This is a genomic window from Stenotrophomonas sp. FBCC-B152, assembly GCF_059134105.1.
Genome location: NZ_CP101442.1, coordinates 1,986,938 through 2,013,407 on the forward strand (window position 1 = coordinate 1,986,938; position 26,470 = coordinate 2,013,407).

Annotated in this window: 23 protein-coding genes; 17 read left to right on the forward strand and 6 right to left on the reverse strand. The window is 68.5% G+C overall.

Annotation, left to right across the window (positions count from 1 at the left end):
- The 10 genes from moaA to NMB40_RS09365 are packed head-to-tail and all read left to right on the forward strand — an operon-like array spanning position 1 to position 8,285.
- Positions 1 to 1,026, forward strand: a complete 1,026-nt coding sequence (moaA, locus tag NMB40_RS09320) for a GTP 3',8-cyclase MoaA (protein ID WP_494360810.1) — start codon at positions 1 to 3, stop codon at positions 1,024 to 1,026.
- Positions 1,026 to 1,514 carry a cyclic pyranopterin monophosphate synthase MoaC gene (gene moaC / locus NMB40_RS09325; protein WP_494360811.1) on the forward strand — a complete coding sequence of 163 codons (489 nt, stop codon included), beginning with the start codon at positions 1,026 to 1,028 and terminating at the stop codon, positions 1,512 to 1,514. The genes moaA and moaC overlap by 1 nt, the downstream gene beginning before the upstream one ends.
- Positions 1,511 to 2,101 carry an NTP transferase domain-containing protein gene (locus NMB40_RS09330; RefSeq protein WP_494360812.1) on the forward strand — a complete coding sequence of 197 codons (591 nt, stop codon included), beginning with the start codon at positions 1,511 to 1,513 and terminating at the stop codon, positions 2,099 to 2,101. Before moaC ends, NMB40_RS09330 begins: the two co-directional genes overlap by 4 nt.
- On the forward strand, positions 2,101 to 2,343 hold the full coding sequence (locus NMB40_RS09335) for a MoaD/ThiS family protein (RefSeq protein WP_448142834.1): 243 nt from the start codon (positions 2,101 to 2,103) through the stop codon (positions 2,341 to 2,343). The genes NMB40_RS09330 and NMB40_RS09335 overlap by 1 nt, the downstream gene beginning before the upstream one ends.
- Positions 2,340 to 2,807, forward strand: a complete 468-nt coding sequence (locus NMB40_RS09340; protein WP_494360813.1) for a molybdopterin synthase catalytic subunit — start codon at positions 2,340 to 2,342, stop codon at positions 2,805 to 2,807. The genes NMB40_RS09335 and NMB40_RS09340 overlap by 4 nt, the downstream gene beginning before the upstream one ends.
- Positions 2,808 to 2,867: 60 nt before the next feature.
- Complete coding sequence (gene paoA, locus NMB40_RS09345) at positions 2,868 to 3,512, forward strand: aldehyde dehydrogenase iron-sulfur subunit PaoA (protein WP_494360814.1); 645 nt, start codon at positions 2,868 to 2,870, stop codon at positions 3,510 to 3,512.
- Positions 3,509 to 4,459: an FAD binding domain-containing protein gene (locus NMB40_RS09350; protein ID WP_282246514.1), complete on the forward strand. Its 951-nt coding sequence runs from the start codon at positions 3,509 to 3,511 to the stop codon at positions 4,457 to 4,459. The genes paoA and NMB40_RS09350 overlap by 4 nt, the downstream gene beginning before the upstream one ends.
- 3 nt (positions 4,460 to 4,462) lie before the next feature.
- Positions 4,463 to 6,661, forward strand: a complete 2,199-nt coding sequence (gene paoC, locus NMB40_RS09355; RefSeq protein ID WP_494360815.1) for an aldehyde oxidoreductase molybdenum-binding subunit PaoC — start codon at positions 4,463 to 4,465, stop codon at positions 6,659 to 6,661.
- Complete coding sequence (locus tag NMB40_RS09360) at positions 6,658 to 7,689, forward strand: XdhC family protein (protein ID WP_494360816.1); 1,032 nt, start codon at positions 6,658 to 6,660, stop codon at positions 7,687 to 7,689. The genes paoC and NMB40_RS09360 overlap by 4 nt, the downstream gene beginning before the upstream one ends.
- On the forward strand, positions 7,689 to 8,285 hold the full coding sequence (locus NMB40_RS09365) for a nucleotidyltransferase family protein (protein ID WP_494360817.1): 597 nt from the start codon (positions 7,689 to 7,691) through the stop codon (positions 8,283 to 8,285). Before NMB40_RS09360 ends, NMB40_RS09365 begins: the two co-directional genes overlap by 1 nt.
- Before the next feature lie 10 nt (positions 8,286 to 8,295).
- Here the strand turns inward: NMB40_RS09365 and NMB40_RS09370 are convergent, their stop codons facing one another.
- A complete protein-coding gene (locus NMB40_RS09370; RefSeq protein ID WP_494360818.1) occupies positions 8,296 to 13,053 on the reverse strand; it encodes an ATP-dependent helicase in 4,758 nt (1,585 codons plus the stop codon).
- A gap of 130 nt (positions 13,054 to 13,183) precedes the next feature.
- On the opposite strand from NMB40_RS09370, the gene NMB40_RS09375 reads away from it, so the two are divergent.
- Together NMB40_RS09375 and pip are read left to right on the forward strand one after the other, a co-directional pair.
- Positions 13,184 to 13,630, forward strand: coding sequence for a hypothetical protein (locus NMB40_RS09375; RefSeq protein ID WP_494360819.1), 447 nt, complete (start codon positions 13,184 to 13,186; stop codon positions 13,628 to 13,630).
- 48 nt (positions 13,631 to 13,678) lie between these two features.
- Entirely contained in the window at positions 13,679 to 14,641 is a 963-nt protein-coding gene (pip, locus tag NMB40_RS09380; RefSeq protein ID WP_494360820.1) for a prolyl aminopeptidase, read from the forward strand.
- Here the strand turns inward: pip and NMB40_RS09385 are convergent.
- Positions 14,617 to 15,747, reverse strand: a complete 1,131-nt coding sequence (locus NMB40_RS09385) for an alkene reductase (RefSeq protein WP_494360821.1) — start codon at positions 15,745 to 15,747, stop codon at positions 14,617 to 14,619. The genes pip and NMB40_RS09385 overlap by 25 nt on opposite strands.
- 127 nt (positions 15,748 to 15,874) lie before the next feature.
- Here NMB40_RS09385 and NMB40_RS09390 point away from each other — a divergent pair, with 127 nt between their 5' ends.
- On the forward strand, positions 15,875 to 16,789 hold the full coding sequence (locus NMB40_RS09390; RefSeq protein ID WP_494360822.1) for a LysR family transcriptional regulator: 915 nt from the start codon (positions 15,875 to 15,877) through the stop codon (positions 16,787 to 16,789).
- A 127-nt stretch (positions 16,790 to 16,916) separates the two neighbouring features.
- Entirely contained in the window at positions 16,917 to 18,140 is a 1,224-nt protein-coding gene (locus NMB40_RS09395) for a patatin-like phospholipase family protein (protein ID WP_494360823.1), read from the forward strand.
- Positions 18,141 to 18,142: 2 nt separating this feature from the next.
- On the opposite strand, the gene xth is transcribed toward NMB40_RS09395, so the two are convergent.
- A complete protein-coding gene (gene xth / locus NMB40_RS09400; RefSeq protein ID WP_494360824.1) occupies positions 18,143 to 18,949 on the reverse strand; it encodes an exodeoxyribonuclease III in 807 nt (268 codons plus the stop codon).
- 162 nt (positions 18,950 to 19,111) lie between these two features.
- Here xth and NMB40_RS09405 point away from each other — a divergent pair, with 162 nt between their 5' ends.
- The 3 genes from NMB40_RS09405 (at position 19,112) to NMB40_RS09415 (ending at position 23,169) form a co-directional block, all read left to right on the forward strand.
- Positions 19,112 to 19,786, forward strand: a complete 675-nt coding sequence (locus NMB40_RS09405) for a hypothetical protein (protein WP_494360825.1) — start codon at positions 19,112 to 19,114, stop codon at positions 19,784 to 19,786.
- Between the two features lie 204 nt (positions 19,787 to 19,990).
- Positions 19,991 to 20,197 (forward strand): DUF6229 family protein, encoded by a 207-nt coding sequence (locus NMB40_RS09410; protein ID WP_093535704.1) that lies wholly within the window; start codon positions 19,991 to 19,993, stop codon positions 20,195 to 20,197.
- An 83-nt stretch (positions 20,198 to 20,280) separates the two neighbouring features.
- On the forward strand, positions 20,281 to 23,169 hold the full coding sequence (locus NMB40_RS09415; RefSeq protein ID WP_494360826.1) for a type 2 lanthipeptide synthetase LanM family protein: 2,889 nt from the start codon (positions 20,281 to 20,283) through the stop codon (positions 23,167 to 23,169).
- A gap of 71 nt (positions 23,170 to 23,240) precedes the next feature.
- Here NMB40_RS09415 and NMB40_RS09420 read toward each other — a convergent pair whose 3' ends face one another.
- The 3 genes from NMB40_RS09420 to NMB40_RS09430 all read right to left on the reverse strand — a co-directional run bounded on the left by NMB40_RS09420 (position 23,241) and on the right by NMB40_RS09430 (position 26,440).
- Entirely contained in the window at positions 23,241 to 24,590 is a 1,350-nt protein-coding gene (locus tag NMB40_RS09420; RefSeq protein ID WP_494360827.1) for a PQQ-dependent sugar dehydrogenase, read from the reverse strand.
- On the reverse strand, positions 24,587 to 25,009 hold the full coding sequence (locus NMB40_RS09425) for a DUF2231 domain-containing protein (protein ID WP_282246527.1): 423 nt from the start codon (positions 25,007 to 25,009) through the stop codon (positions 24,587 to 24,589). The genes NMB40_RS09420 and NMB40_RS09425 overlap by 4 nt, the downstream gene beginning before the upstream one ends.
- Before the next feature lie 66 nt (positions 25,010 to 25,075).
- Positions 25,076 to 26,440 (reverse strand): XAC2610-related protein, encoded by a 1,365-nt coding sequence (locus NMB40_RS09430; RefSeq protein ID WP_494360828.1) that lies wholly within the window; start codon positions 26,438 to 26,440, stop codon positions 25,076 to 25,078.
- Between the last annotated feature and the right edge of the window lie 30 nt (positions 26,441 to 26,470).

A 26,470-nucleotide genomic window follows, 5' to 3' on the forward strand; every position in this document is an offset into this window, starting at 1 on the left:
ATGAGCGCACACCCGCCCCTCCTGGACCGTCGCAACCGTCCGCTGCGTGACCTGCGCATCTCGGTCATGGACCGCTGCAATTTCCGCTGCACCTACTGCATGCCGGCGGCGACCTATGGCGAGGACTATGCGTTCCTGCCGCCGGAAGCGCGGTTGAGCTTCGACGAGATCGAACGCGTATGCCGCCAGGCTGCGGCACTGGGCGTGAGCAAGCTGCGCCTGACCGGCGGCGAACCGCTGCTGCGCCCACAGCTGCCCGACCTGGTCCATCGCCTGCGTCGCATCGACGGCATCGACGATATCGCCCTGACCACCAACGGGGTGCTGCTCGACCGGCAATCGCAGGCATTGGCTGATGCGGGGCTGGACCGGGTCACGGTCAGCCTGGATACGCTGGATCCTGCGCTGTTCCGCCAGATCAGCGGCGGGCGTGGCGACGTGGAAGCCGTGCTGCGCGGGATCGACGCGGCCCGCGACGCTGGCTTCCGTGACGGGGTCAAGATCAACGCCGTGCTGCAGCGCGGCCTGAACGACGCGGGCGCGCTCGACCTTGTCGAACGCTTCCGCGGCAGCAGCGTGGTGCTGCGCTTCATCGAGTTCATGGACGTGGGCAACCGCACCGGCTGGTCGGCCGACCGCGTGGTCAGCTCGCAGGCGCTGCACGCGCGCATCCACGCCCGCTGGCCACTGCTCGCGTTGCCGCCCCGCCATCCGGGCGAAGTCGCCACCCGCTACCGGTTCGTTGACGGCGCGGGTGAAATCGGCCTGATCTCGTCCATCTCCAAGCCCTTCTGCGGCGACTGCACGCGGGCGCGCCTTTCTTCCGAAGGCCAGCTCTACACCTGCCTGTTTGCCACCCGTGGCAACGACCTGCGCAGCCTGCTGCGTGCCAGCGCGGACGACGCCGCCCTGCGCGCGGTGCTGGCGGGGGTGTGGTCCGCCCGCAACGACCGTTACAGCGAACTGCGCGGCCGCCCGGCTTCCAGGCCCGGGCGCCGCATCGAAATGCACTACATAGGTGGATGATGGAACCCAACCCTACCCTGCTCTCGCACCTGGACGCCGACGCACGGCCGCGCATGGTCGATGTGGGCGGCAAGACCGCCACCGACCGCGTGGCGCACGCCCAGGCCCGGGTGCGCTTCCCGCCCGAGGTCGCCCACCAGCTGCGCGAGGCCGGCTTCGTGCTGCCCAAGGGCGCGGTGCTGACCGTGGCCCACATTGCCGGGGTGATGGGCGCCAAGGTCACCTCGCAGTTGATTCCCCTGTGCCACCCGCTCGCCCTGCAGCGCTGCGACATCAGCATCGACATGGACGGCGACAGCGCGGTGATCGACTGCACGGTGGCCTGCCACGGCACCACCGGCGTCGAGATGGAGGCCCTGACCGGGGCCAGCGTTGCCGCGCTCACGCTGTATGACATGTGCAAGGCGCTGTCGCATGCCATCGTGATCGAGCAGGTGCGGCTGGTGTCCAAACGCGGCGGCAAGTCCGACCTGGCGTATCCGTCATGAGCGCACCGCTGTCGGCCCTGCTGCTGACCGGCGGTGCCAGCCGCCGCATGCAGTCAGACAAGGCACTGCTCGACTATGCCGGTCAGCCGCAGCTGCTGCGCGCCTGGGCCCTGCTCAGGCATGTCGAGGTGGTGCAGGCCTTCGTCTCGCTCCGCCCGGATCAGTGCGGCGAAACGCTGCGCGGCAGCCTGCCTACCCTGGTGGACAGCGTCGACAGCGTGGGTCCCGTCGCCGGCATCCTCTCCGCGCAGCAGGCATTTCCCGCTCACGCATGGCTGGTGATCGCCTGCGACCTGCCCCTGCTGGATGCGCGCACGCTGCGCGCGCTGGTGGCGGCACGGCACCCGGCGAAGGACGCCACGACGTTCGTCAGCCGCCACGACGACCTGCCCGAGCCGCTTTGTGCGATCTGGGAACCGTCGTCCGCGCCGCTGCTGCGCCAGCGCTTCGACGCGGGGAACTACTGCCCGCGCAAAGCGCTGCTGCAGTTGCAGATCCACGCGCTGCCCTCGCCTGGGGGTGCCCTGGACAACGTCAACACCCCTGGCGAGCTGCTGCAGGCACGCCAACAACTGGAACCCAGCTGATGCCCCAGGTCGAACTCAACTACTTCGCGCAGCTGCGCGAACAGGCCAACCGGGGCGCCGAACGCGTGGACACCGACGCCGACTCGCTGGGCACGCTGTACGCGCAGCTGCAGGCCAGGCACGGCTTCACGCTGCCGGCGTCCGCCTTGCGGGTAGCCGTGAACGAGCGCTTCTGTGGATGGGACCAGCCCCTGCAGGACGGCGACACCGTGGTGTTCATCCCACCGGTCAACGGCGGATGAGCGCGTTCTCGATAAGCGCGGTCGGGCTGGATGTGCCGGCGCTGCGCTCGGCCCTGCGGAACCCCGCGCACGGCGCGTTCTGTGCGTTCGAAGGCTGGGTCCGTAACCGCAACGACGGCCGGGACGTCGAAGGCCTCGAATACGAGGTGTACACCGCCCTTGCCCAGAGCGAGGGCGAGGCGATCCTGGCCGAGGCCCGTGAGCGCTTCGGCGATATCGACGCAATCGGGATCCACCGCAGCGGACGCCTGGCGGTTGGCGAGCTGGCCGTGTGGGTCGGCGTTTCCTCGCCACATCGCGACGCTGCCTTCGGCGCCTGCCGCTACATCATCGATGCGATCAAGCACCGGCTGCCGGTCTGGAAGAAAGAGCTGTACGTGGAAGGCGACAGCGAATGGGTGGTCTGCTCGCACGGCGGCCACCCCCATTCACACGGCGCTTCACCGCATGCCGACCCCCGCTGAACGATCATCGATGCACCGATCCCGTGAGCCAGACTGCAGCAGCCAACGAGGAGCCACCCCATGAGCACGCCCCCCCAGCTTTCCCTTTCCCGCCGCGACGTGCTGAAACTCGGCGCCGGCTCGGCCACCAGCATGGTGATTCCAACCGTGGTCGCAGAAGCCCAGGGAAACACCGCCGGCGCACGCGCACCGGTGACCGCCGAGGTGGCCTTCGAGGTCAATGGCAAGCCGCGCACGCTGCAGCTGGACACCCGCGTCACCCTGCTGGATGCACTGCGCGAGCACCTGCACCTGACCGGCACCAAGAAAGGCTGCGACCACGGCCAATGCGGTGCCTGCACCGTGCTGGTGGATGGCCGCCGCATCAATTCCTGCCTGACCCTTGCGGTGATGCACCAAGGCGCGAAGATCACCACCATCGAAGGCTTGGGCGCACCGGACAAGCTGCACCCGATGCAGGCCGCGTTCGTCAAACACGATGGCTACCAGTGCGGCTACTGCACCCCCGGGCAGATCTGCTCGGCGGTGGCGGTGCTGCAGGAAGTGCGCGACAACATTCCCAGCCACGTCACCGATGACCTGGACGCCCGCGCCGCGCTGACCACCGATGAGATCCGCGAACGCATGAGCGGCAACATCTGCCGCTGCGGTGCGTATTCCAACATCGTCGAAGCGATCGAAGACGTCGGAGGAACCCGCGCATGAGGGCCTTCACCTACGAACGTGCCAGCACCCCGGCCGAAGCGGCCGCTGCGGCGGCCCGCACCCAGGGGGCACGCTTCATTGCCGGCGGCACCAACCTGCTGGACCTGATGAAGCTGGAGATCGAAACGCCGGCGCACCTGATCGACGTCAACGGGTTGTCGCTGGACACCATCGAAGCGACCGCCGAAGGCGGCCTGCGCGTCGGCGCGCTGGTGCGCAACACCGACCTGGCGGCCGACCCGCGCATCCGCCGCGACTACGCGCTGCTCACCCGCGCGTTGGTGGCCGGCGCCTCCGGCCAGCTGCGCAACAAGGCCACTACTGCCGGCAACCTGCTGCAGCGCACCCGCTGCCCGTACTTCTACGACACCGCGCAGCCGTGCAACAAGCGCCTGCCGGGCAGTGGCTGCGGGGCCATCGGCGGCATCAGCCGGCAGCTGGCCGTGGTCGGCACCAGTGCTGCGTGCATCGCCACCCACCCCAGTGACATGGCGGTGGCGATGATGGCGCTGGATGCCGTGGTGGAAACGCTGCGGCCCGATGGCTCGAGCCGGCACATTCCGCTGAACGAGCTTTACCGCGCGCCGGGCACCACCCCGCACCTGGAAACGGTGCTGGAGAAAGGCGAGCTGATCGCCGCAGCAATACTGCCCGCACCGCTGGGTGGCACCCACATCTACCGCAAGGTGCGCGACCGAGCCTCGTACGCCTTCGCGCTGGTGTCGGTAGCGGCGGTGCTGCAACGCGATGGCAGCGGTCGGGTGGCACTGGGCGGCGTGGCCTACAAACCGTGGCGCAAGCCGGAAGCCGATGCGCTGCTGCCGCAGGGCGCTGCGGCCGTGATGGCCAAGCTGCTGGAAGGCGCCGCACCCTCACCGCAGAACGCCTTCAAGGTGCAGCTGGCCGAGCGCACGCTCGCCGCCGTCCTCCAGCAGGCCAAGGGGTAAGCCATGAAATTCGACACACCCGCCGGCACCAATCCCATCGACCAGCTGCAGGTGGTGGGCAAGCCACTGAACCGGATCGACGGCCCGCTGAAGACCACCGGCCATGCCACGTATGCCTACGAATGGCACGATGCCGTGCCCAATGCCGCGTACGGCTACGTGGTCACCGCCGGCATTGCCAAGGGCCGGATCAGCTCCATGGAGCTGGACGCCGCGCGGCGTTCGCCGGGCGTGCTGGCCATCGTGACCGCCGACAACGCCGGCCCGCTGCAGAAGTCGCAGCGCAACGCCGCCCCGCTGCTGGGTGGCCCGGAGATCACCCACTACCACCAGGCGCTGGCACTGGTGGTGGCGGAGACCTTTGAACAGGCGCGCGCCGCGGCTGGACTGGTGCGGCTGCGCTACGCCACCCAGCAGGGTGCCTATGACCTGGCTGCGGCGAAGAAGGCCGGCACGAATTTCCAGAAGACCGATCCGGACGCGCGCGTCGGTGACTTTGAAAAGGCCTTCGGCAATGCCCCGGTCACGCTGGATGCGATGTACCACACGCCGGACCAGTCGCACGCCATGATGGAACCGCATGCCACGCTGGCCGCGTGGGAAGGCGACAAGCTCACGGTGTGGACCTCCAACCAGATGATCGACTGGGGCAGGACCGACCTGGCCAAGACGCTGGGCCTGCCCAAGGACAATGTGCGATTGATCTCGCCGTACATCGGCGGAGGTTTCGGCGGCAAGCTGTTCGTACGCTCGGACGTGGTGCTGGCGGCGTTGGGTGCGCGCGCCGCCAAGCGCCCGGTCAAGGTGACACTGTCGCGGCCGATGGTGGCCAACAACACCACCCACCGCCCTGCCACGCTGCAGCGGATCCGACTCGGCGCCACCGCCGAAGGCACCTTGACCGCGATCGGTCACGAATCGTGGTCGGGCAACCTGCCCGGCGGCTCGCCGGAAGAAGCGGTGCAGCAGACCAAACTGCTGTACGCCGGCGCCAACCGGCTGGCCGGACTGCGCCTGGCGCACCTGGACCTGCCGGAAGGCAATGCCATGCGCGCGCCGGGCGAAACCCCCGGGTTGATGGCGCTGGAAATCGCGATGGATGAAATGGCCGAGAAGCTGGGCCTGGATCCCATTGAGTTCCGCATCCGCAATGACACCCAGGTGGACCCGGCCAACCCGGAACGACCCTTCTCCAAACGCCAGCTGGTGCAGTGCCTGCGCGACGGTGCCGAGCGCTTCGGCTGGGACCAGCGCAACGCCCGCCCTGGCACCCGGCGCGACGGCCGCTGGCTGGTGGGCATGGGCGTGGCGGCCGGCTTCCGCAACAACCTGGTCATGAAATCCGGCGCACGCGTGCGGCTGGATGGCAGTGGCCAGGTGACGGTGGAAACCGACATGACCGACATCGGCACCGGCAGCTACACCATCCTCGGCCAGACCGCCGCGGAAATGCTCGGCGTGCCGCTGGAGCAGGTCATGGTGAAACTGGGCGATTCCAGCTTCCCCGCCTCGGCCGGCTCTGGTGGACAGTGGGGTGCCAACAGTTCCACCGCCGGCGTGTTCGCCGCCTGCACCAAGCTGCGTGAGGCCGTGGCCGGCAAGCTGGGCCTGGACCCGGCGAAGGCGACGTTCGCCAAGGGCAAGGTCAGCGATGGAGGCAGAAGCTTCGCGCTGGGCAAGGCCGCCGCCGATGGCGAGCTGGTGGTGGAAGACACCATCGAGTTCGCCGAGCTGGAAGAGAAGTTCCAGCAGTCCACCTTCGCCGCGCACTTCGTGGAAGTGGGCGTGGATGTTGCCACCGGCGAAAGCCGGATCCGGCGCATGCTGGCGGTGTGCGCCGCCGGGCGCATCCTCAACCCCAAGACCGCGCGCAGCCAGGTGATCGGCGCGATGACCATGGGCGTGGGCGCCGCGCTTTCCGAAGAGCTGGCGGTGGACACGCGGCTGGGCTTCTTCGTCAACCACGACCTGGCCGGCTACGAAGTGCCCGTGCATGCCGACATCCCCCACCAGGAGGTGGTGTTCCTGGATGAGACCGACCCGGTGTCGTCGCCGATGAAGGCCAAGGGCGTGGGTGAGCTCGGCCTGTGCGGTGTCAGTGCGGCGGTGGCCAATGCGATCTACAACGCCACCGGCACCCGCGTGCGCGAGTATCCGATCACGCTGGACAAGCTGCTGGCCGGGCTGCCTGCGCTGGGATGAGTGCGGGCCTGGCCAGTACGCCGCTGGAGGCCGAGGACGGTAACCCCGGCCTTGTGTTCAAGGCGGCCCTCGCCGCGCTGCGCGACGGTCGTCGCGCGGCGCTGGCCGTGGTGCTGGAAACCGAAGGCTCCACCTATACCCGCGCCGGCACCGTCGTACTGTTTACCGATCAGGGCCACGTGGGCTGGCTCAGCGGTGGCTGCCTGGAGCCGGAGATCGAGCGCCGCGCGATGCAGGCCGTGGACGAGAGCGCATTGGCGTGGATGGAGATCGATACCCGCGATGATGATGCGCTGTTTGCCGGCAACGCGGTGGGATGCCGGGGGCGGCAACGGGTGGTGCTGATTCCGCCGGCGTCGCTTGCCGGCATCGATAGCGTGTTTGACCCGTGGCTGCGGGGAGAGGGAACGCTGGAACTGACGCTGCAGGGCACGGGTGCGCTGCAATGGCGTTGTGGCGACACGGCCCTTTCCCACGACATCGCCAGTCCGCCGGTCGACTGGGAAGCGCCTCGCCGGGAGTGGCAGCTGCAATGGCGGCGTGCGCCGGGCGTGATGGTGTTGGGCGCGGGCCCGGAGGCTGCGCCGTTGCTGCCCTTGCTGGTGGGCCTCGGATGGCGTGTTGAAATTCATGAGCCACGTGAGAGGTGGCGGGAGCGGCTTGCTGTTATTGCGCCACCCGACCAACGGTCGGGTGCTACCGGCGATGCATCTGCCTCTTATGCCAGCCGGTTGCGTGACGGGCCGTTGCCGGATGCGGTGCTGGTGATGCACCACAATTTCGAGCTGGACCGGGAAGCGTTGGAGGCACTGGCGGCCACGTCCGTTCCCTTCATCGGATTGTTGGGGCCGCGACGGCGGCGCGACGACCTGTTCAAACTGCTGCCGCCGGAAGCACGAGTAGCGCTGTCCCCTCGCCTGCGTTCGCCGATCGGGCTGGGACTGGGTGGGCGCGGACCGGAGGCCATTGCACTGAGCATTGCCGCGCAGCTACAGGCATGGCGGCACGGCGTGCCGGAACTGCCGTGATGAACGCCCATGCCGCCGTGGTGCTGGCTGCAGGTGGGAGCACGCGGCTGGGCCGCCCCAAACAACTCCTGCGTCGCGACGGCGAAACCCTGCTGCACCGGATGGTCCGATTGGCCGCCGGCACTGCACCTTCGGTGCTGGCGGTGGTACTGCCCGAGGCATCCGGACCGATCGCCGATGCGGTGGCCGACCTCGACTGCGTGCACGTGCTCAATCCTGACGCGCAGCGCGGCATGGGCAGCAGCCTGTTGGTCGCCGCGCCTGCCGTGCAGGCATCGGCACGCGTGCTTGTGGTCGCCTGCGACCAGCCCGCGCTGGAGGCTGCGCATCTGCAGGCGTTGCTGGACAGCGCCAGCCAGTCAAGCTCCGGCTGCGCGGCCACCCTGTTGCTCGGCACGCTCGGCGTGCCGGCGGTGGTGCCCGGCGCGTGGTTCGCCGACCTCGCCGAAGGCCAGGGTGACAGCGGCTTCCGCGCACGGCTGCGCGCGATGGAACCCGGAACGGTTGGCGCGTTGCATGCCCCTGCCCTGGCGCTGGATATCGACACGCCCGACGATCTGCGCGCCGCGCACGACCTGGGGCTGATCGACGACTGACGTCGTCGCGTCAGGGTTGCCAGTCGAGGCCGCGTGGCGCGCTGGAGAAACCCGCCGCACGCAGTGCCTCGGTCACCGCATCGCGCTGGATGGGCGCATCATCGATCAGTTCCAGCGTGAACGTCATGCGCCGCCCGCGTCGCAGTGCGATGACCAGCGCCTGGGCGGCTGCGGTCAGCGCCGCGTCTTCGCCAGCCGCGCCCGGCTCGAACCACGTCAGCAGTTGCCGCCCGCCCTGGGCCAGGTACATGCGCAGGCGACCGCCACCGATCACCACCAGCGCCCCGGGTCGTCGCACCGGCCGCTGTGCAGCGGGGTGCGCCGGCCACGGCAGCACCGGCCCGAACGGATTGGCGGGATCCACCGCCGACAGCCCCACGCTCAGCCCCACCTGCCCAGGCCGCTGCGCCTCGGCCACCTCACGCAGCGCATCGACCATGCCGCGCTCGGCGAACTGTGCGCCGCCCATGCCGTCCACGAACCGCCCGCGCAGCACCCGGCCGGCATCTTCCATGCCGCGATAGACCTGCACCAGCGCCGGGAAACCGCCGGCGATGCCTTCGGCAATGGCCGCACCGCGCGTCACGATTCCGTGCCGCTCCAGCAGCCCGTTCGCCAGCGCGACGGCGCGCACGGTGTTGCTGATCGGCGGTCGCTGCAGCAGCGACCATCGGCCGGCCAGCGTGGGGGTGGTCAACGTGGTCGCCATCGGCTGCAGGCCGCCCGCGGCACCGAGCGGATCCATCATCGCCCTCCCACGCGCGTAACGATTCTGCCGCGCAGAGGTCGTCGGGCGCGGGCGCGCGGGTCGCGCAGCGGAAAGATGGCGCAGCGGCGTCCACAGATCGGTGGTTACCCAACCGGCCCACGCCAGTTCCCACAGCGCGCTGTGCAGTGCCTCGGCATCGACCACGATGTCCGTCACCCCGGCCGCGGCGAGACGCGCCTGCGTCGCGGTTGCCAACTGCCGTGCGAAGAAGGCGCCACCGCCTTCCAGCACCGCCAGCAGCGCCGCCTGCAAGGGCGAAGGGTCGATTACCTGCGCGGCAGGCATCGTTTCGCCCATGCCCTCCTGCACGTGAAGCGACACCAGCCCGTCATCCTCGCCCAGCCGGCCATGACCCACCCACGCCACCGCGCCGGTCGCCAGCAGTTCGTCCAGCATGGTCGGTGTGTAGTCAGCTACCCGTGCCGTCAGGATCTGGTGCTCCCACGCCGACACCGGCAAGGGAACCCCGGCCAGCAGCTCGATCACGCGCAGCACACCATCGCCACCTTCCAACGCGCCGTGCGTGGGTACTGTGCTGGAACGGGATGCCACGGTCGCGTCGGCCACCAGCCCATGCCGCTCCAGCAACAGCGCCGCATACGCTTCGCGGCTGGCTGGCCGGGTGGCGTCGCGCGCGGCCTGCAGGGAGCGCAGGCGCAGTCGCTGGAACACGCCTTCCCCCACCCATTCGCGGCGCGCCAACGGGACCGTTGCAGCGTCGGCGGCATCGTCACCCGCGTGCCCCGCGCCGAAATGGCCACTGAGCACCTTGCCCTGTCCGGCAAGCTGCTCCAATGCGGCATCCACCACGGCCACGCCCAGCCCCCAGTGGCGGGCCGCATCGCCCGTGGTGAATGCCGCATGGGTGCGCGCGTAGCGCCCGAGCAGTTCGCCCAACGGGTCGCTGGCAGGCTGCAGGAAGACGGCAGGAACACCGTCAGGCAGTTCAACGGCAAGCGCATCGCGTAAACGGGCGGCGTCCTCCACTGCCGCCCAGACCTGCCGTCCGGCCATCCGAATGGACACGATGCGCTGTTCGCCCTGGAGCGACAGAAGATGTGTCCCGGCGCTGTCTGCATCGTTGAGACGCGCTGCGATGTCGGTTTCGCTCAACGGGCCCAGCTCGCGCAGCAGGTCTGCAACGCCTTCCCGCCCGTTCGCCTGCCGGCCTGCCGCCAGGCGCTGCAGTTCGCGTTCCACCTGTTCCACCACGGTGGGATCAAGCAGTTCCCCCAGGTCCACCTGCCCCAGCAGATCGCCCAGCAGACCCGCATCCAGCGACAGCACCGACGCGCGGCGCTCGGCCAACGGCACGTCGGTGCCATACATGAACTCGGCCACGTAGCCGAACAGCAGGTTGGCGGCGAACGGCGACGGCACCTCGGTGGTGACCTCGGCAATCTCGACGCGTCCTTCGGCCAGGCGCTGCATCAGCGTGTCCAGCGCATCCAGGTCGTAGACATCCTGCAGGCACTCGCGCGCCGCTTCGATCAGCATCGGGAACTCGGGATAGCGCTGCGCGATGGCGAGCAGCTCGGCGGCGCGCAGGCGCTGCTGCCAGAGCGGTGAACGCTTTCCCGGCTTGCTTCGCGGCAGCAACAGGGCGCGCGCCGAACACTCGCGGAAACGCGCGGCAAACAGCGCGGAACCACCCACGGCCTGCGTCACCTCGCGACGCAGGCGTTCGGGCTCAAACAGGAACAGCTCGGCACCGGGCAGCCGCCCTGACGAATCGGGAATACGCACGATGATGCCGTCGTCGCTGGCCACCACCGCCGGGTCTACGCCCCAGCGTTCCTGGATGCGCCCTGCCAGTGCCAGCGCCCAGGGATCGTGGATGCGCCGCCCGTACGGCGAGTGCAGCATCACCCGCCAGTCGCCGGATTCGTCGCGGCAGCGTTCCACCACCAGCCGGCGGTCGGTCGGCAACACGCCGGTTGCCGCGCGCTGCTCATCCAGCAGGCCGACGATGTTGGCAATCGCATTGGGCTGCAGCCCCGCACCCTGCAACCGCGCGAGCAACGCCGGCGCAAGCGTGTCGTTGCCTGCGTCGGCATCCAGTGCGGCCAGGAAGGCGCCCACCGCCTCACCCAGTTCGGCCGGGCGGCCCACGCCTTCGCCCCGCCAGAACGGAAGCCGCGCCGAGCGCCCCGGCGCGGGCGTGACCAGCACCTGGTCATGGGTGATCCGCTCGATCCGCCAGGAGGTCGCCCCCAGCGTGATCACATCATTGACCCGTGATTCGTGGACCATCTCCTCGTCCAGCTCGCCGACCCGGCGCGAGCCGGCACGTTCTTCGCCTTCGGGCAACATCACGCTGTACATGCCGCGGTCGGGAATGGTGCCGGCGCTGGTCACCGCCAGCTGCTTGGCCCCGGGGCGCGCGCTCAGTTCACCGGTCTGCCGGTTCCACACCAGGCGCGGACGGAAGCCGGCGAAGTCGTCAGACGGGTAGCGCCCGGCCAGCATGTCCAGCGTGGCATCGAACGCGCTGCGCGGCAGGCTGCGGTACGGCGCCGCGCGCCGCACGCGCGCATACCAGGCCTCGACATCCAGAGCTTCCATCGAGGCCGCCGCCACGGTCTGCTGGGCCAGTACATCCAGCGGGTTGCGCGGGGGATCCACCGCTTCGATGCGCCCTTCCAGCATCCGCTCGATCGCCACGGTGGCGTCGATCAGGTCGCGTCGCGTGCGCGGGTAGACCAGCCCGGTGGAGGTGCCGCCCACCTGGTGACTGGCCCGGCCGATCCGCTGCAGCGCACTGGCCACCGACGGCGGCGCCGCGACCTGGATCACCAGGTCCACCAGGCCCATGTCGATGCCCAGCTCCAGGCTGGAGGTCGCCACCACGCAGCGCAGCGAACCGTCCTTGAGCGACTGTTCGATGTCGCGGCGCTGTTCCTTGGAGACCGAACCGTGGTGCGACCGCGCGATCAGCTCTGGGCCGGCCACCACCCGCGACACGGTGCTGCCGGTGAACGAGCCGTACTGCTCGGGTGCCGGCGCGACAGGCGGCTGGCCGGCCGCACGTGCGCTGCGTTCGGCATGCAGCTCGTTCAGCCGCGCGGTCAGCTTCTCGGCCACGCCACGGGAGTTGGCGAACACGATGGTGGAGCGCCGCGCCAGCACCTGGTCGAGGATGCTCGCTTCCACGTGCGGCCAGATCGAGCCCACCCGGCCGGTCGGTTCGCGTTCCGCCCCCGGTCCCGCGTGCGGCGGCAGGTCCGCCATGTCCTCCACCGGCACCACGATGCGTACGTCGAGATGGCGCGGACTGGCCGGGTCCACCACGGTCACCGGCCGGTCGCCCCCCAGGAAGGCCGCTACCTGCTCCACCGGGCGTACCGTGGCCGACAGGCCGATGCGCTGCGCGGGCACCTGCAGCAATGCGTCCAGCCGCTCCAGGCTGAGCGCCAGATGGGTGCCGCGTTTGCTGCCCGCCACCGCATGGATTTCATCCACGATCACGGTATCGACCTCGCGCAGCGTCTCGCGCGCCTTCGAGGTCAACATCAGGAACAGCGATTCGGGCGTGGTGATCAGGATGTCCGGCGGGCGCCGCAGCAGGCGCGCACGCTCTGCCACAGGCGTGTCGCCGGTGCGGATGCCGACGGTCAGGGCGACCGCAGGATCGCCACGCCGCTCGCGCTCGGCGTCCACGCCCTGCAGCGGCACCTGCAGGTTGCGCTGCACGTCGGCGCCCAATGCCTTGATCGGCGATAGATAGAGCACGCGGGTGCGGCGCGGCGCTGCCTTCGGCGTGCCGCCCTGCGCCGCGGACTCCTGCTGGCGTGCGCGGTACAGCTGGTCGATGGCATGCAGGAACGCCGCCAGGGTCTTGCCGGATCCGGTCGGCGCGATCACCAGCGTGTGCTCGCCGGCCCCGATGGCGCGCCACGCCGCCGTCTGTACGGGGGTGGGGGCGGGAAACGCCGAGGCGAACCAGGCGCCCGTGGCGGGTTCGAACAACGTCAGGGCGGCAGCGGGCGAAGGCGTCATGGCTGCCCACCTTACCTGCCGCTGCGTAGAAATACCGATCACGGCCACGCAGATTTTCCGATGCGGACGTCGCCTTTTCATGCAAGGCTCACACTGGGTTGTTCCCTCGGCCAACAGCGGAGCGTCCAGCATGAATCCGCAGGCGATCAGAAACATCCTGGCGGTGGTGTTGGTTGCTTGTTGCGTGCTGCCTGCCGCGCCTGCGCCTGCTTATGCGCAGTTCCCCCCGCTGCTCACGTCGAACGCCAACCAGGCACCGCGCCCGGAGCCGGCCGACCGCTGGCGGTTGGAGTTCCACGACGCAGCCGATTCAGACGGCATCATCAGCTTCCGCCTGTGGGTGCATGAAGAGTCGCCGATGCACGTCGATGTTCCGATCCGCAAGGGCGAGTCCGACAACGAGATCGCCACTGCCGCCCGCGATGCACTGGCCGGTCGGCTCGGCGAACGTTATATGGCGGTCCTGGTAAACGGCGATGATGTGGTCATCACGGCACGACGCGGCTCACCCCGCTTTACCGTCGAACTGCTGCGCGACACCGCACTGGATGTCGATGTCGACGTGGACCGCGACTGACCGGTGACTGGGCTATCCTTGGCGTGCACCCGCCCCAAGGTTTCCGCCATGCGCACGCTCTATCCGCCGAGCACCCCGTTCCACGAGCACCACATTCCGGTTGATGAGCTGCATACGCTGTATGTGGAGGAATGCGGAACGCCGGCCGGCATCCCGGTGGTGTTCCTGCATGGCGGTCCGGGTGCGGGCATTTCCCCGACGCACCGGCGCTTCTTCGACCCTGCGCGTTACCGGATCGTGCTGATCGACCAGCGCGGCAGCGGCCGCTCCACGCCGTTCGGCGAACTGCGCCACAACACCACCGCGCACCTGGTGGCCGATATCGAAACCGTGCGTGCCCGGCTGGGCATCGAACGCTGGCTGGTATTTGGTGGCTCGTGGGGTTCCACGCTGGCGCTGGCCTATGCGCAGGCGCATCCCGACCGTGCCACCGGCGTGATCGTGCGCGGCGTGTACCTGGGCCGTGCCGAAGAGAACCGCTGGTTCAATGAAGCCGATGGCGGTGCGCGCTGGGTGTTCCCCGAGCGCTGGGCAACCTACGCCGCCCACCTGCCGGAAGAAGAACACGGCAACATGATCGAGGCCTATTGGCAACGCATGGACAGCGACGACAGCGCCACCCGCATCGCCGCTGCGCAGGCCTGGCTGGGCTGGGAGGACTTCGCTGCCACATTGGTGCACGAGGTCAACGCCGTCTCCGACGCCGACCCGCTGGATACCCTGGCCAAGGCGCGGATCGAAGCGCACTACTTCCGCCACAACGCCTTCCTTGAACACGGCCAGCTGCTGCGCGACATCGACCGCATCCGCCACCTGCCCGGGGTGATCGTGCAGGGGCGCTACGACATCATCTGCCCGCCGCGCAGCGCCTGGGACCTGTCCCAGGCATGGCCGGAAGCCAGGCTGGAGATGGTGCTGTCAGGCCACAGCGCGACCGAGCCGGCCACGGTGGACGCGCTGGTGCGCGCCACCGATGCCTTCGCCGATCAGGCTGCGGCATACGCCGGGTAATCGGTGTAGCCCTTCGCGCCACCGCCGTAGAACGTGGTGCGGTCCGGGGTGTTGAGCGGCCAGCCATTCTGCAGGCGTGCGACCAGGTCCGGGTTGGCGATGAACGGCGTGCCGAAGGCGGCCAGGTCGATCAGGCCGGCGTCGATCAACTGCTCGGCGCGTGCACGGTCCAGGCCACCGGCGAGGATCAGCGCGGTGTTCGGCAGGTTGCTCTTGATGGTGCGCAGCAGGCCCTGGAAGCCGCCCTCGGCGCCGGGGTCGACCACCACATCGCCCACCTTGAACCCGGACTGGTCCATCAGGTGCACGAAGGCCAGCCCACGCTCGCCGATGGCCTTGCTCAGCACGCCGTAGGTTTCGTCGATACCGTCGTGCAACGGCATGTCGAACAGCTGCCCATACGGCGACAGGCGGATGCCGGTGCGTGCCGCGCCAATGCGGGCCACCACCGCGTCGATCACCTCCAGGGTGAAGCGCAGGCGGTTTTCCATGGTGTCGGCCGAGTACCGGTCGGTGCGGTCGTTGACCAGCGGGTTCATGAACTGCTCGAACAGGTAGCCGTTCGCGCCGTGGATTTCCACGCCGTCGAAACCGGCGTCGATCGCGTTGGCCGCCGCCTGCGCGAACTCACCCACGATGCGTGTGATCTCGTCGGTAGCCAGCTGGCGCGGCACCGGCGGTGCCACCAGGGCCGGCGTGCCGGATTCGTCGTAGCCGAAGGCCTGCGCGCCCACCGGCTGCTTGGAGCTGGCGCTTACCGGCAGGCGGCCGTCAGCCTGGATGGTCGGGTGCGAAACCCGGCCCACGTGCCAGAGCTGCGCCACGATGCGGCCGCCCACGGCATGCACCGAGTTGGTGACCAGGCGCCAGCCCTCGATCTGTTCCGGGCGGAAGATGCCCGGGTTGAACAGGTAACCCTGCCCTTCCTGCGAGATCGGGGTGCCTTCGCTGACGATCAGGCCGGCGGTGGCGCGCTGGGCGTAATAGAGCGCGATGCGCTCGTCGGCGATGTCGTTGGGCGCGCGGGCGCGGGTCAGCGGGGCCATCACCACGCGGTTGCGGAGTGGCGTACCGGCGAGATCGAACGAGGTGAACAAGGAGGTCATTGCGGTATTCCTGGGGAGGGGCCCGCCAGTGCGGGCAGGCGTGCATGCTAGGCAGATGCCGATACAGCTACAATCCAGCCAACGGGCAAATCACAATTGCTCAAATGGCATTTATGGAGCGATCCCCATGCAGCTCAAGGCCCTGCGCTACTTCCTGATGGTGGCCAGCACCAGCAGCTTCCTGGCCACCGCCCGGCATTTCCGGGTGCCGGCCTCCTCGGTGTCGCGCTTCATCGCCGCGCTGGAGAAGGACCTGGGCCGCCAGCTGTTCTACCGGAGCACCCGCGCGGTGCGGCTCACCGAGGATGGCGAGCGCTTCCACCAGCAGGTGCGCGAAGCCATCGAGCTGCTCGATGCGGCCGTGGACGACCTCGGGCGCGATGACGGTGGGTTGAGTGGCCGGCTGCGGATCAATGCGCCGGAAGCGTTCGGGCGGCTGCACGTGGCCCGGCTGATCAACGCGCTGCAGGCCGGGCACCCGGCACTGGATGTGGAACTGCAGCTCACCGATGCGTACATCGACCCGGTGCAGGAAGGCGTGGACATCACGGTGCGGATCGGGCCGCAGGTGGATTCGGGACTGATCGGCCGGACCGTCGCTGCCCAGCGGCAGATCGTGGCCGCCAGCCCCGCCTACCTCGCCGCGCACGGCACGCCGCAGGTGCCCGCCGACCTGCTGGACCACCGCTGCCTGCTCTACAAGGGCCAGTTCGGCACCCAGCGCTGGTACTTCCGGGAGGAAGCATCGCAGGCATTCGACGGCATCAACGTCAGCGGGCCGTTGTGCAGCAACAACGCCGAAGTGCTGCTCGCTGCGGCGCTTGAAGGGCATGGCGTGGTGCTGTTTCCCAGCTGGCTGTACCACCGCGAAAGCTTTGCGAAGCAGCACCTGGTGCCGCTGCTCGGGGCATGGGAAGGCTCGGTCGCGACCGAGACCTCCTACATCCAGCTGCTGTCGCCCGAGAACAAACTGCGGTCACGCAAGGTACGCGAGGTGACGGCGTTCCTGCTGGAGGGATTCGACACCTGGGACCGCCCGTAGGGACACGCCATGCGTGTCAGCGCGGACCTGCACCGAGCGCCGTGGGACCGCGTGGACACGCATGGCGTGTCCCTACGCTGCGGGAATTACTGTGGAACCGGGTCCGGGTCGATGCCACGCTGGGCGCATGGATGCGATCCATGCCTTCCGCCGACTTCCGGTTCGCGCTGCTGTCCTGGCGGCCAGCCTGCTGCTGGGCGGCTGCGCCACCCTGCCCCGCACGCCGGTGCCTGCCGACCAGGTGGCCTGGGCCGTAGTGCCCGGCATGCCGGACGTGCGCGCCTGGGCCGGCCGGCCGAACCGCGACATGGAGCTCGATTTCGAGCAGTCCATCCGCGATGAACGCCCGGATCAGTTTCCCGTGGCTGCCGACGGGCGCATCCACTACCCGCATCTGGCGCTGTCCGGCGGCGGTGCGAATGGTGCATTCGGCGCGGGCTTTCTCAATGGCTGGACCGCGACCGGCACCCGCCCCACCTTCAAGATCGTCACCGGTGTATCCACTGGCGCGCTGATGGCGCCGTATGCATTCCTCGGGCCGGACTACGACGAAGCGCTGCGCCGCTTCTACACCACCACCTCCGATGCCGACGTGTTCGCCGCAGGCAACCCGCTGATGGCGCTGCTGCGCCGCGACTCGCTCGCCCACACCGCGCCGCTGGAAGCGCTGATCGCCACGGCGATCGATGCGCCCCTGCTGGCGAAGATCGCCGCCGAGCATCGCGCCGGGCGGCGGCTGTACATGGGCACAGCGGACCTGGATTCGCGTCACTTCGTGGTCTGGAACATGGGCCTGATCGCCAGCCGCGAGACGCCGGAGTCGATGGCGTTGTTCCGCCGCGTGATGCTGGCGTCGGCCTCCATCCCCATCGCGTTTCCGCCGGTACTGATCGAAGTAGACGTACACGGCCACCGCTACGACGAGATGCACGTGGATGGCTTCGTGGCCGCCAACATCTTCCTGCATGCCGGCATCATCGACCCACAGCGGATCTACAACCGGCTCTCCCGCGCACCGGCCACCTATGACACCTTCATGATCCACAACGGCCAGCTCAACGCCGCCTCCGATCCGGCGGAACGTTCGCTGCGTGGCATCGCGTTCCGCACCATCGAAGTGGCCGGCCGCGCCGGCATGGTCGGCGACCTGTTCCGCGAGTACGCCTATGCACGCCGCGACCGCGCGCGGTTCGCCTGGGTCACCATCGATTCGTCGCTCGCGTTGGCCGACGCCGCCAGCTTCGATCCGGCCAGGATGAAGGTGCTGTACGACGTGGGCCATGCCCGCGCGCTCGAGGGGCCCGTGTGGCTGTCGCGGCCGCCGGGCATGACGCCGGGCGACGATCCCTGAGCTCAACCGGTGCCGGTCGGCGCCAGGACCTCTACCCACGTAGGCGCGTGGTCGCTGGCCTTCTCAAGACCCCTCACCCAGCGGTCCACACCCGCGTCCTTCAGGCCATCGGCAAGCACCGGATTGAGCAGCAGGTGGTCGATGCGAAGCCCGCGGTCACGTTCGTAGTGCTGGCGGAAGTAGTCCCAGAACGTGTAGATGGTTTCGTCCCCGTAGACCTGGCGAAGGCTGTCGGTCCAACCCTGTGCCAGCAGGTTGGCATAGGCCTCGCGCACTTCCGGCTGCAACAGCGCATCCCGCCGCCACGACTTGGGATCGTAGATGTCCGCGTCGGTCGGGACCACGTTGAAGTCGCCGATCAGTGCGACCGGGTGCGGCAGCCCGACCAGTCCCAGCGCGTGCTTGTGCAGCCGCTGCATCCAATTCAGCTTGTACTCGAACTTCGGGCCGGGCTGCGGGTTGCCATTGGGCAGGTACAGCCCACCCACCAGCACGCCGTGCGCCGCCGCCTCCAGGTAGCGGCTCTGGTCATCGGTGCGATCGCCCGGCAATCCGCGCCGGCTTTCGATCGGGTCCTGCCCACGCGCCAGCAACGCCACGCCGTTCCAGGCACGTTGCCCCTGCCACAGGCAGCCGTAGCCTGCGTCACGTATCCCGGTTTCAGGAAAGGCATCCTGGCTGGCTTTGAGCTCCTGCAGCGCCACGATGTCCGGTTTCTCTTTCTCCAGCCACGCCAACAGGTGCGGAAGCCGCGTCTTGATGCCGTTGACGTTGAAGGTGGCAATCCGGAGGCGCCTGCGACGGGCCATGCCGTGCTCCTGCAGGAGGGAATCGCCAGTATTCCGCTTGGGGTGCTGCGTACGCGTCAAGATCCGTCTCACGTGGCCATCGCACTTGCGTTCCAGCAGGCTTCACTCCGTGCAACCTGGGCCAGCGCATGCTTGGGGTTCCGTTCCGTGGAGCCGCATTCGATGCCTACCCTGTCCTCCCGCCCGCTGCTGCTGGCCGCCGTGCTTGCGTCTACCGGCTGTACTCCATCGCCCAACGCGGATGGAACGCCTCAGCCTACCGGCGGCGATCCGGGTGCGGCGAAGGCGGCGGTCACCAACGAGGCCCGTGCAGCGCCTTCCCTGCCTGCCTATGCCTTCAGCGAAACGCCGCCGGGCATCGCGCTGGGTGCGGTTCCTGGTATGGAGCTGCGCAGGGATTTCACCCGCAGCTACCTGACATTGGACGGCTGGAAGTTGTTCGATGCGTCGGGTAGTAAGGGTTCGCCACTGGCGGCCCTGGTGTTGGACGGTTCCAACGAGGTGACGGCAGCCGAGCTTCGCCTCGGACGCAGCGACGACGCCGGCGCAATTGCAGATTGCCTGACGCCTCCCGCAGAAGCCACCGGGCCGGTCGACACCGTCGACGTTGGTGGCGTGAGCTTTACCCACTTCCCGGTGGGCGACGCAGCGATGAGCCACTACGTGTCGGCCGACAGTTACCGCGCCGTGCAGCACGGGCGGTGCTATGCGATTGATCTGGTGGTGGCCGGTACGCGGCCGGAGGTGTACGACCCGCCGCGCGAGCCGCCTTTCAGCAATGAGCTCGCCAAGCAGAAACTCCGTGAAGCATTGGATTCCATACACTGGATTAAATAGATTTCCCGGTTCATATCACATTATTTGTGTGAGCAGTTACTCAGTTTGACTTCACCTAAAACTCGGTTCACCGTAACCACGCGGCCAATCCCGTCTCCCGGTGTCGCGTTCGCTTTTCCTGATGCCAAGGAGTGGCCGTAGACCAAAGGCGCCCGTGTACCGGCGTCTTCAACGCCTCATGTTGAAACAACAGGAGAAAGCGCAATGCAACTGAATGACGACGTCGTTTCAGGCTGGCTCAACGGTGCCGACAGCGTAGATGGCTGCGACAACCCGGCCGGTTCGCTTTTCATCTATGGACAGAACGCTACCGATGCGGCGCTGACCTGCGCAGCGCCCACCATGATCACCGGCGGTGGCGGTGAGTGCACCACTACCATTTCCGTGGTCAACCATTGCCTGTGTTGCTGATCTAGCCTGTACCGGCGCGCAGCTGCAACGGCTGCGCGCCGCCTGGACGCATTCCGGACGTTGGGCAGACTGCAGGGGACGCAATGGCCGCTACCGCCGCCGCATCATTCGCACGCATCGTGCGCTACTTCCTGGCCGATACCCTCACGCGCCTGGACCATTCGCTACTCGATCTCGCGCCGGGGTTGGACCACGGCGAGATCGAGGTGATCCGTGCCGAGGCCGACCTGGCCCTGCATGGCAATGCGCAGTTGAAACTCAACCGCCTGCTGCTGCTCGAACTGCACGCCGCGATCCGCAGCGGTGCGGTTTCCGCGACAGATCCGGCTCTGCAGCTGCAGCAGTTCGAGGCTCTCGCCCGCACCAACGCGTTCCGCGGGCACCTGGACCGTCGCTATCCGGTGCTGTGGCCGCGCTTGGAGCGCATGCTGCAGGCACAGGGCGCCGCCATCAGCGAGCTGGCCGAACGCATCCGCGCTGACCGGGACCTGCTGAACGGCGTCCTCGAGCGCCCCGCCGGCCGCCTGCTCGGCCTCTCGCTCGGCAAGGGCGACCTGCACGCCGGGGGACGCACCGTGGCCAGGCTCACGTTCGAAGGTGGCACGGTGATGTACAAGCCGCGCTCGCTGCGCGTGGATGCCACCCTGGATGCCTTCCTAGCCCGCGTGTTCCCCGATGACCCGGACCGGGTGCGGGTGCCCCGCGTTATCGATCGCGGCACCCACGGCTGGGCCGAATTCGCCGCGCATCGCTACTGCGCCGATGACGAAGCGTTGCAGACCTACTATCGAGGCCTCGGCCATTGGCTGGCCGTTCTGCGCCTGATCGGCGGTACTGACATCCACCTTGAGAACCTGATCTCGGTGGGTCCGGTACCGGTGGTGGTGGATTCGGAAAGCGTTTTTTCTGAACCTATCGAGATCGCCGCAACCGGCTACGGGCAGGCGTACGACATCGCGGTGCGGCTGATGCGCAACTCCGTGCTGCGTACCGGAATCGTGCCGTTCCGCACGGCCGGGCTGGGCATGGAAGGCGTCGATCTCTCCGCAGCGGGCGCGTTGCCGGGCGAGCAGCCCAAGGTCCGGGTGCCGGTGATTGTCGACAATGCCGGCGCCCCGCCCCGCCTCGGCCTGGTGGAAGCCGATTTCGCCGTGGCCCAGAACCACCCCAGCCCGACGCCGGATGTCTCACGCTTCTGGGACCACATCAGCACCGGCTTCATGCAGGCCAGCCGCCACCTGCGCACGCTGGACGCGAACGGCGAACTGGACACCCTGCTGCGCAGCTTCCTTGGCTGCGAGGTACGCGATGTCCGCCGGCCGACCATGGCCTACGCCGAACTCGGCCGCATGCTGTGGCATCCCGCATCCCTGCATGACGAGACGCGGGCGGTGGCCACCGCGACGGACCTGCTGGTCAGGAACGCAGCCGTGGCGCCGGCCGCGTCGGCCGACCCGGTGGAGGTGCGAGGCGAGATCGACGCGATGCGCTATGGCGACATTCCAATCTTCACCTCGGTGCTGGATGCCGCCCGCATCAACACCGTCGTGGCAGGCTGGCGCGACATGCGGATCGATCTGGAGGAAGTGACCATCCGCAGCACGCTGGTGGCCACCGACCTCAACGAGCATGCGCTGGCGCGCGCCGAAGCCCGCGAGGGCTATTCCTATGCCGCCACGGCAGCACACGCGCGCGACCTGGAAGCGCGCCGCCGCCAGCAGGCCGCCGTCGCGGTGGACAACCTGATCCGGCTATCGATTCGTGGCGCCGACGGCAGCATGACCTGGATTACCCCGGAGATCACCCGCACCGGCTGGACCGTGCAGCCGGTGCAGCCCGACCTGTACTTCGGGCTGGGCGGCATCGCCTTCAGCCTCGCAGGCTACTGGCAGGAGGTGCAGGCCGGCCGGGCCGATGCCGTGCCGGGCCTGCAGGAGGCCATGCAGGGCGCCATCCAGGTGTTCGTGACCATGTGCCGCCGCGACCCGGCCGATGCTGGCGGTGGCCTGGTCGGCGCCGGCTCGCGGATCTGGACGCTGCTGGCGCTGCACGACCTGCTGCAGCGCCCGGACCTGCTGGAGCTTGCGCGCGCAACGGCCGAGGGACTGCGTGCAACCGGATTCGAGGCTGTCCCCAAGGCCGAACTGCTCGACGGAGTAGCGGGCGCGATCGTGCCGCTGATCGCGCTGAGCGAAGCCACGGCCGAAACCTGTTGGCTCGACATCGCCGCAGACGCCGCGCGCCGCCTGCAGGCCACCGCCATCGATGACGCTCACGGCGTGCGCTGGCCCACGCCACAATTCGAGGAGCCCATCGGCGGGTTCGGGCACGGTGCGATGGGCATCGGCTGGGCGCTGGCACGACTGGCCTTGACCGACGCGGGCAGCGCGCAGGAGCGGCGTGAGTGGCAGTCGCTTGCCGATGGCGCGTTCGCGTTCCAGGACGCGCTCTACGAGCCGGGCACCGGGCGCTGGCGCGATATCCACCTCAAGGATGGGCAGAAGAACTTTCCCACCTGGTGCCACGGCAGCGTGGGAATCGGGCTGGCGGCGGCCGACCTGCTGGCGCGGACCGGACAGCCTGCGTTCCTGCGCATGCTGCGGCGGGCGGTGGCAGATGCCAACGGCAAATGGGGCTTCAGCCATACGCTGTGCCACGGCGATCTGTCCACGCGCGAACTGCTGGTGCGTGCGGCGGCGCTGGATCCGGAAGGCTGTCCCTACCCGGTCGACACGGCTGCTGCGGAGATTATCTCTTCCATCGAAGAGCACAACGGCATGGTCGGCGGGCTGACCCGTGCCGCGTTCACGCCCGGGTTGATGATCGGGCTGGCGGGTGCCATCTACGGATTCAGCCGCATGCATCCGGCGTGCGCGCTGCCCTCACCCTTGTTGCTGGAGCGATGGAATGGTCCTGCGCCGGCGTTTGCCGTGCGCCAGGTGCGGGAGCAGGCGGCGTTGGATGCCGCCTGATTCATCACCATCGCGCCTGCGGCGTGGGGCCGCAGGCGTTTCAGGGTCAAGCAGCCACGCAGGGCGTGGCTCTACGGGGTGGGAGCGGCGGGCGCCGTAGGCGTTGCTGCGGGTGCTGTCGGTGCTGCGGTCGGTGTGATCCGCCAGATGGTATTGGCCAGGTCATCGGCCACGATCACCGCGCCGCGCGGATCTACGCTGACACCGACCGGGCGGCCGCGGGTCTTGCCGTCTTCGCCGCGGAAGCCGGTGGCGAAATCGATGGCTTCGCCGGCCGGCTTGCCGTCACGGAACGGCACGAACACCACCTTGTAGCCCACCGGTGGGTTGCGGTTCCAGCTGCCGTGCTGCCCGACGAAGACGCCGTCGGTGAAGTCGCCGCCGACCGCCGGGTTGGCGAACGCCACGCCCAGCGCGGCCACGTGCGAGCCCAGCGCGAAGTCCGGGGTCAGCGCGGACGCCACCTTTTCCGGGTTCTGCGGCATCACCCGGCGGTCCACATGCTTGCCCCAGTAACTGTAGGGCCAGCCATAGAAGCCACCGTCGCGCACCGAGGTGAGGTAATCCGGCACCAGGTTCGGCCCGATCTCGTCGCGCTCGTTGACCACCGCCCACAGCGTGCCGGTGCCCGGCTGCACCGCCAATGCGGTGGGGTTGCGGATGCCGCTGGCATAGGTGCGGTGCGCGCCGGTCTGCGCATCGATCTCCCAGACCTGGGCGCGGTCGATTTCCGCCGCCATGCCGCGTTCGGTGATGTTGCTGTTGGAGCCGATGCCCACGTAAAGGTGGCTGCCATCGGCGCTGGCAGCCAGCGACTTGGTCCAGTGGTGGTTGATGGCCGACGGCAGGTCGGTCACCTTGGTCGGCGCGCCGCTGGCCTTGGTCTGGCCTTCGGTGTAATCGAAGCGCACCAGCGCATCCTGGTTGGCCACGTACAGGGCGTTGCCCACCAGCGCCAGGCCGTACGGGGCGTTGAGCTTGTCGGCGAACACGGTCTTCAGCTCGTACACGCCGTCGCCGTCGGCATCGCGCAGCAGGGTCAGGCGGTTGCCGCTCTTGACCTGCGTATTGCCCTTGGCCTTGATCTTGCCGGCAATCACGTCCTTCGGCTTGAGGTTGGGCGCGCTGCCGCCACGGCCTTCGGCCACCAGGATGTCGCCGTTGGGCAGCACCAGGGTCTGGCGCGGAATGGCCAGGTCGGTGGCGATCGCCGAAACCTTGAACCCGGCCGGCACGGTGGGCACGGTTTCGCCCCACGCGGTCGGCTGGGCGATGGTCATGTCGGGCATCACGCCGCGATGGGGCTTGGGCAGTTCCGGGTTGGCACCGAGCTGCTGCAGCTCCGGCGCCTTGCCACTGCACCCGGCCAATGCCACGGCCAGGACGGAGAGCGCGAGTACCTTCGAGGAAGCGCGGTTCACAGGGCACCTCCCACGCGCACGCGGACACTGGAGAAACCGAGCCAGGTGGCGATCAATGCCAGCACCGTGACGATCACCGACCACAGAAGCGCGGCGGGCATGATCGCCCACGCATCGCGCGCGTGGTGCAGCGAGTTGATGAAGCCCACGATCCAGGTGACCGCCAGCACGATGACGTAGAAGCCGTTGCGGCTACCGCGCACCAGCCCAATCAACCCGCACAGCAGCGCCAGCGTGGTCATCACCATCGCCCCGACCAGCAGCCAGGAGGCGAAGTTGCTCCACTGGATTTCATAGGTGTTCCAGTACGCGTAATCGGCCAGCAGTGCGCCGAGGAACAGCGGCAACACGCCGCCGAGCACGGCGGCATGGAACGGATGGATGACCCAGTGGCGGGTCACGACGGCGGTTGTGGACACGGCTGTCTCCTGAGGGGAATGCAACCGGTATCCTGCCACCGCCTGCGTGACGGGGGGTTGATGCGCTCAGCGCCAGTCGGCCGGCAGCTTTCGCGTGCGCGTGCGGTACTTCATCGTTCCGTTGCGCAGGGTGCCCTCCGTCGTCTGCAGGTGTTCGCCATCGGGCGACAGCGATTCCTCCCAGCTGGCCACCTGCTGCAGCTGCCCGTCCACGTAGCGATAGGTCTCGGTGGCGTGCGAGCAGCAGCCGCCGCGCGAGGCAGACGTGAGGGTGCGCGTGGCGGAGTCGATGTCCAGCTGCGGCAGGCTCGACAGCGTTGGCTCGAACACGAAGGCATGGGCCGCTGGATCAAAGAGGAACAGGTTCCGCGTGGCATTCGGGCCTGCCCCGCCAGAGTATCCAGGCACGCTCAGGTCAGGCCAGCCGTCGAAGTTGGCGTCCACCAGCTGCACCACGTCCGGGCCGGCGCTCAGCGGCTCGGCATCGATGTCGCGCAGGATCTGCCGGCGATGGCCGGTCGTGGCGTCCAGGATGTCGATGGCCTGCAACAGCGCCTGATCGTCGTCGGCGGGCGCGACGACCAGCACGAAACGCAGGCGGTCGGTGGTTGCCTGCTGGGGAATACGCAACTCCCCGACGGCAAGATCCTCCCGACGGATCCAGCCGGGCGTCGCCGCGCCGCCTGCCGCCACTTCTTCGATGCCGATCCATTCGGCGCCCCTGCTGAGCACACCGGCATAGCGCCCCGCGGCAAGCGTGCCGGATGCAGTGCCTTCCTCGGCGCTTCGGTAGACGGGTGTGTCCACGGTCGCCGCGAACACGTCGATATAGGGTCGTGGCGCCTGCAGGGAGAACCCGTCGCGATAGTGGGCTACGTGGTAGTGGTGGACAGCCCTGCCGTAAGCGTCGGGCGCACACACGCCGCCCACCGCGCAGGCGCCGATTTCATCCGGGGTAGGCTTGCGGGTGGCGGGCACCTGCTCGGTACGGATCAGCGTTTTCTGGTCCGCCCAGCGCAGCGTGAAACCACGTTCGGTCCAGGCCAGCGCCGCTTCGGTGTCCGCGCTGCCAATGTTGGTGCGGCAGAACGGCTGGGCGTCGGAACGTTCGTTCCAATCGGGAAACGCGTAGGCCGGGCACAGCCGGTTGGCGCTGTTGAGGTCGTAGCGGTAGGCCGCATCGGTGACGAACACCAGCTTGTTCAATGCCTCGCCCGGATCGCGCGACACGAAGGCGTAGCGCACCTTCGCCGCCCCTGGAATGGCGCTGGCCAGCGTGTCGTGATGGATCTCGCCTTCAGCCGGTGGTGCCACCGTATCTGCATCGGGCACCTGGCGCGAGAGCTGGTAGATACCCGGCTCCAGCAGCGGTCCCGCTTCGGCGCGGGTCATCAGGGCGGCAAGCAACAAGGCGGCGTATCTCATTTTCATCCAACCATCATGCGCGATGTCCCTAACGCG

Coding starts and splice junctions, on each gene's coding strand:
- moaA (WP_494360810.1), top strand. CDS start 1: ATGAGCGCACACCCGCCCCTCCTGGACCGTCGCAACCGTCCGCTGCGT.
- moaC (WP_494360811.1), top strand. CDS start 1,026: ATGGAACCCAACCCTACCCTGCTCTCGCACCTGGACGCCGACGCACGG.
- NMB40_RS09330 (WP_494360812.1), top strand. CDS start 1,511: ATGAGCGCACCGCTGTCGGCCCTGCTGCTGACCGGCGGTGCCAGCCGC.
- NMB40_RS09335 (WP_448142834.1), top strand. CDS start 2,101: ATGCCCCAGGTCGAACTCAACTACTTCGCGCAGCTGCGCGAACAGGCC.
- NMB40_RS09340 (WP_494360813.1), top strand. CDS start 2,340: ATGAGCGCGTTCTCGATAAGCGCGGTCGGGCTGGATGTGCCGGCGCTG.
- paoA (WP_494360814.1), top strand. CDS start 2,868: ATGAGCACGCCCCCCCAGCTTTCCCTTTCCCGCCGCGACGTGCTGAAA.
- NMB40_RS09350 (WP_282246514.1), top strand. CDS start 3,509: ATGAGGGCCTTCACCTACGAACGTGCCAGCACCCCGGCCGAAGCGGCC.
- paoC (WP_494360815.1), top strand. CDS start 4,463: ATGAAATTCGACACACCCGCCGGCACCAATCCCATCGACCAGCTGCAG.
- NMB40_RS09360 (WP_494360816.1), top strand. CDS start 6,658: ATGAGTGCGGGCCTGGCCAGTACGCCGCTGGAGGCCGAGGACGGTAAC.
- NMB40_RS09365 (WP_494360817.1), top strand. CDS start 7,689: ATGAACGCCCATGCCGCCGTGGTGCTGGCTGCAGGTGGGAGCACGCGG.
- NMB40_RS09370 (WP_494360818.1), bottom strand. CDS start 13,053: ATGACGCCTTCGCCCGCTGCCGCCCTGACGTTGTTCGAACCCGCCACG.
- NMB40_RS09375 (WP_494360819.1), top strand. CDS start 13,184: ATGAATCCGCAGGCGATCAGAAACATCCTGGCGGTGGTGTTGGTTGCT.
- pip (WP_494360820.1), top strand. CDS start 13,679: ATGCGCACGCTCTATCCGCCGAGCACCCCGTTCCACGAGCACCACATT.
- NMB40_RS09385 (WP_494360821.1), bottom strand. CDS start 15,747: ATGACCTCCTTGTTCACCTCGTTCGATCTCGCCGGTACGCCACTCCGC.
- NMB40_RS09390 (WP_494360822.1), top strand. CDS start 15,875: ATGCAGCTCAAGGCCCTGCGCTACTTCCTGATGGTGGCCAGCACCAGC.
- NMB40_RS09395 (WP_494360823.1), top strand. CDS start 16,917: ATGGATGCGATCCATGCCTTCCGCCGACTTCCGGTTCGCGCTGCTGTC.
- xth (WP_494360824.1), bottom strand. CDS start 18,949: ATGGCCCGTCGCAGGCGCCTCCGGATTGCCACCTTCAACGTCAACGGC.
- NMB40_RS09405 (WP_494360825.1), top strand. CDS start 19,112: ATGCCTACCCTGTCCTCCCGCCCGCTGCTGCTGGCCGCCGTGCTTGCG.
- NMB40_RS09410 (WP_093535704.1), top strand. CDS start 19,991: ATGCAACTGAATGACGACGTCGTTTCAGGCTGGCTCAACGGTGCCGAC.
- NMB40_RS09415 (WP_494360826.1), top strand. CDS start 20,281: ATGGCCGCTACCGCCGCCGCATCATTCGCACGCATCGTGCGCTACTTC.
- NMB40_RS09430 (WP_494360828.1), bottom strand. CDS start 26,440: ATGAAAATGAGATACGCCGCCTTGTTGCTTGCCGCCCTGATGACCCGC.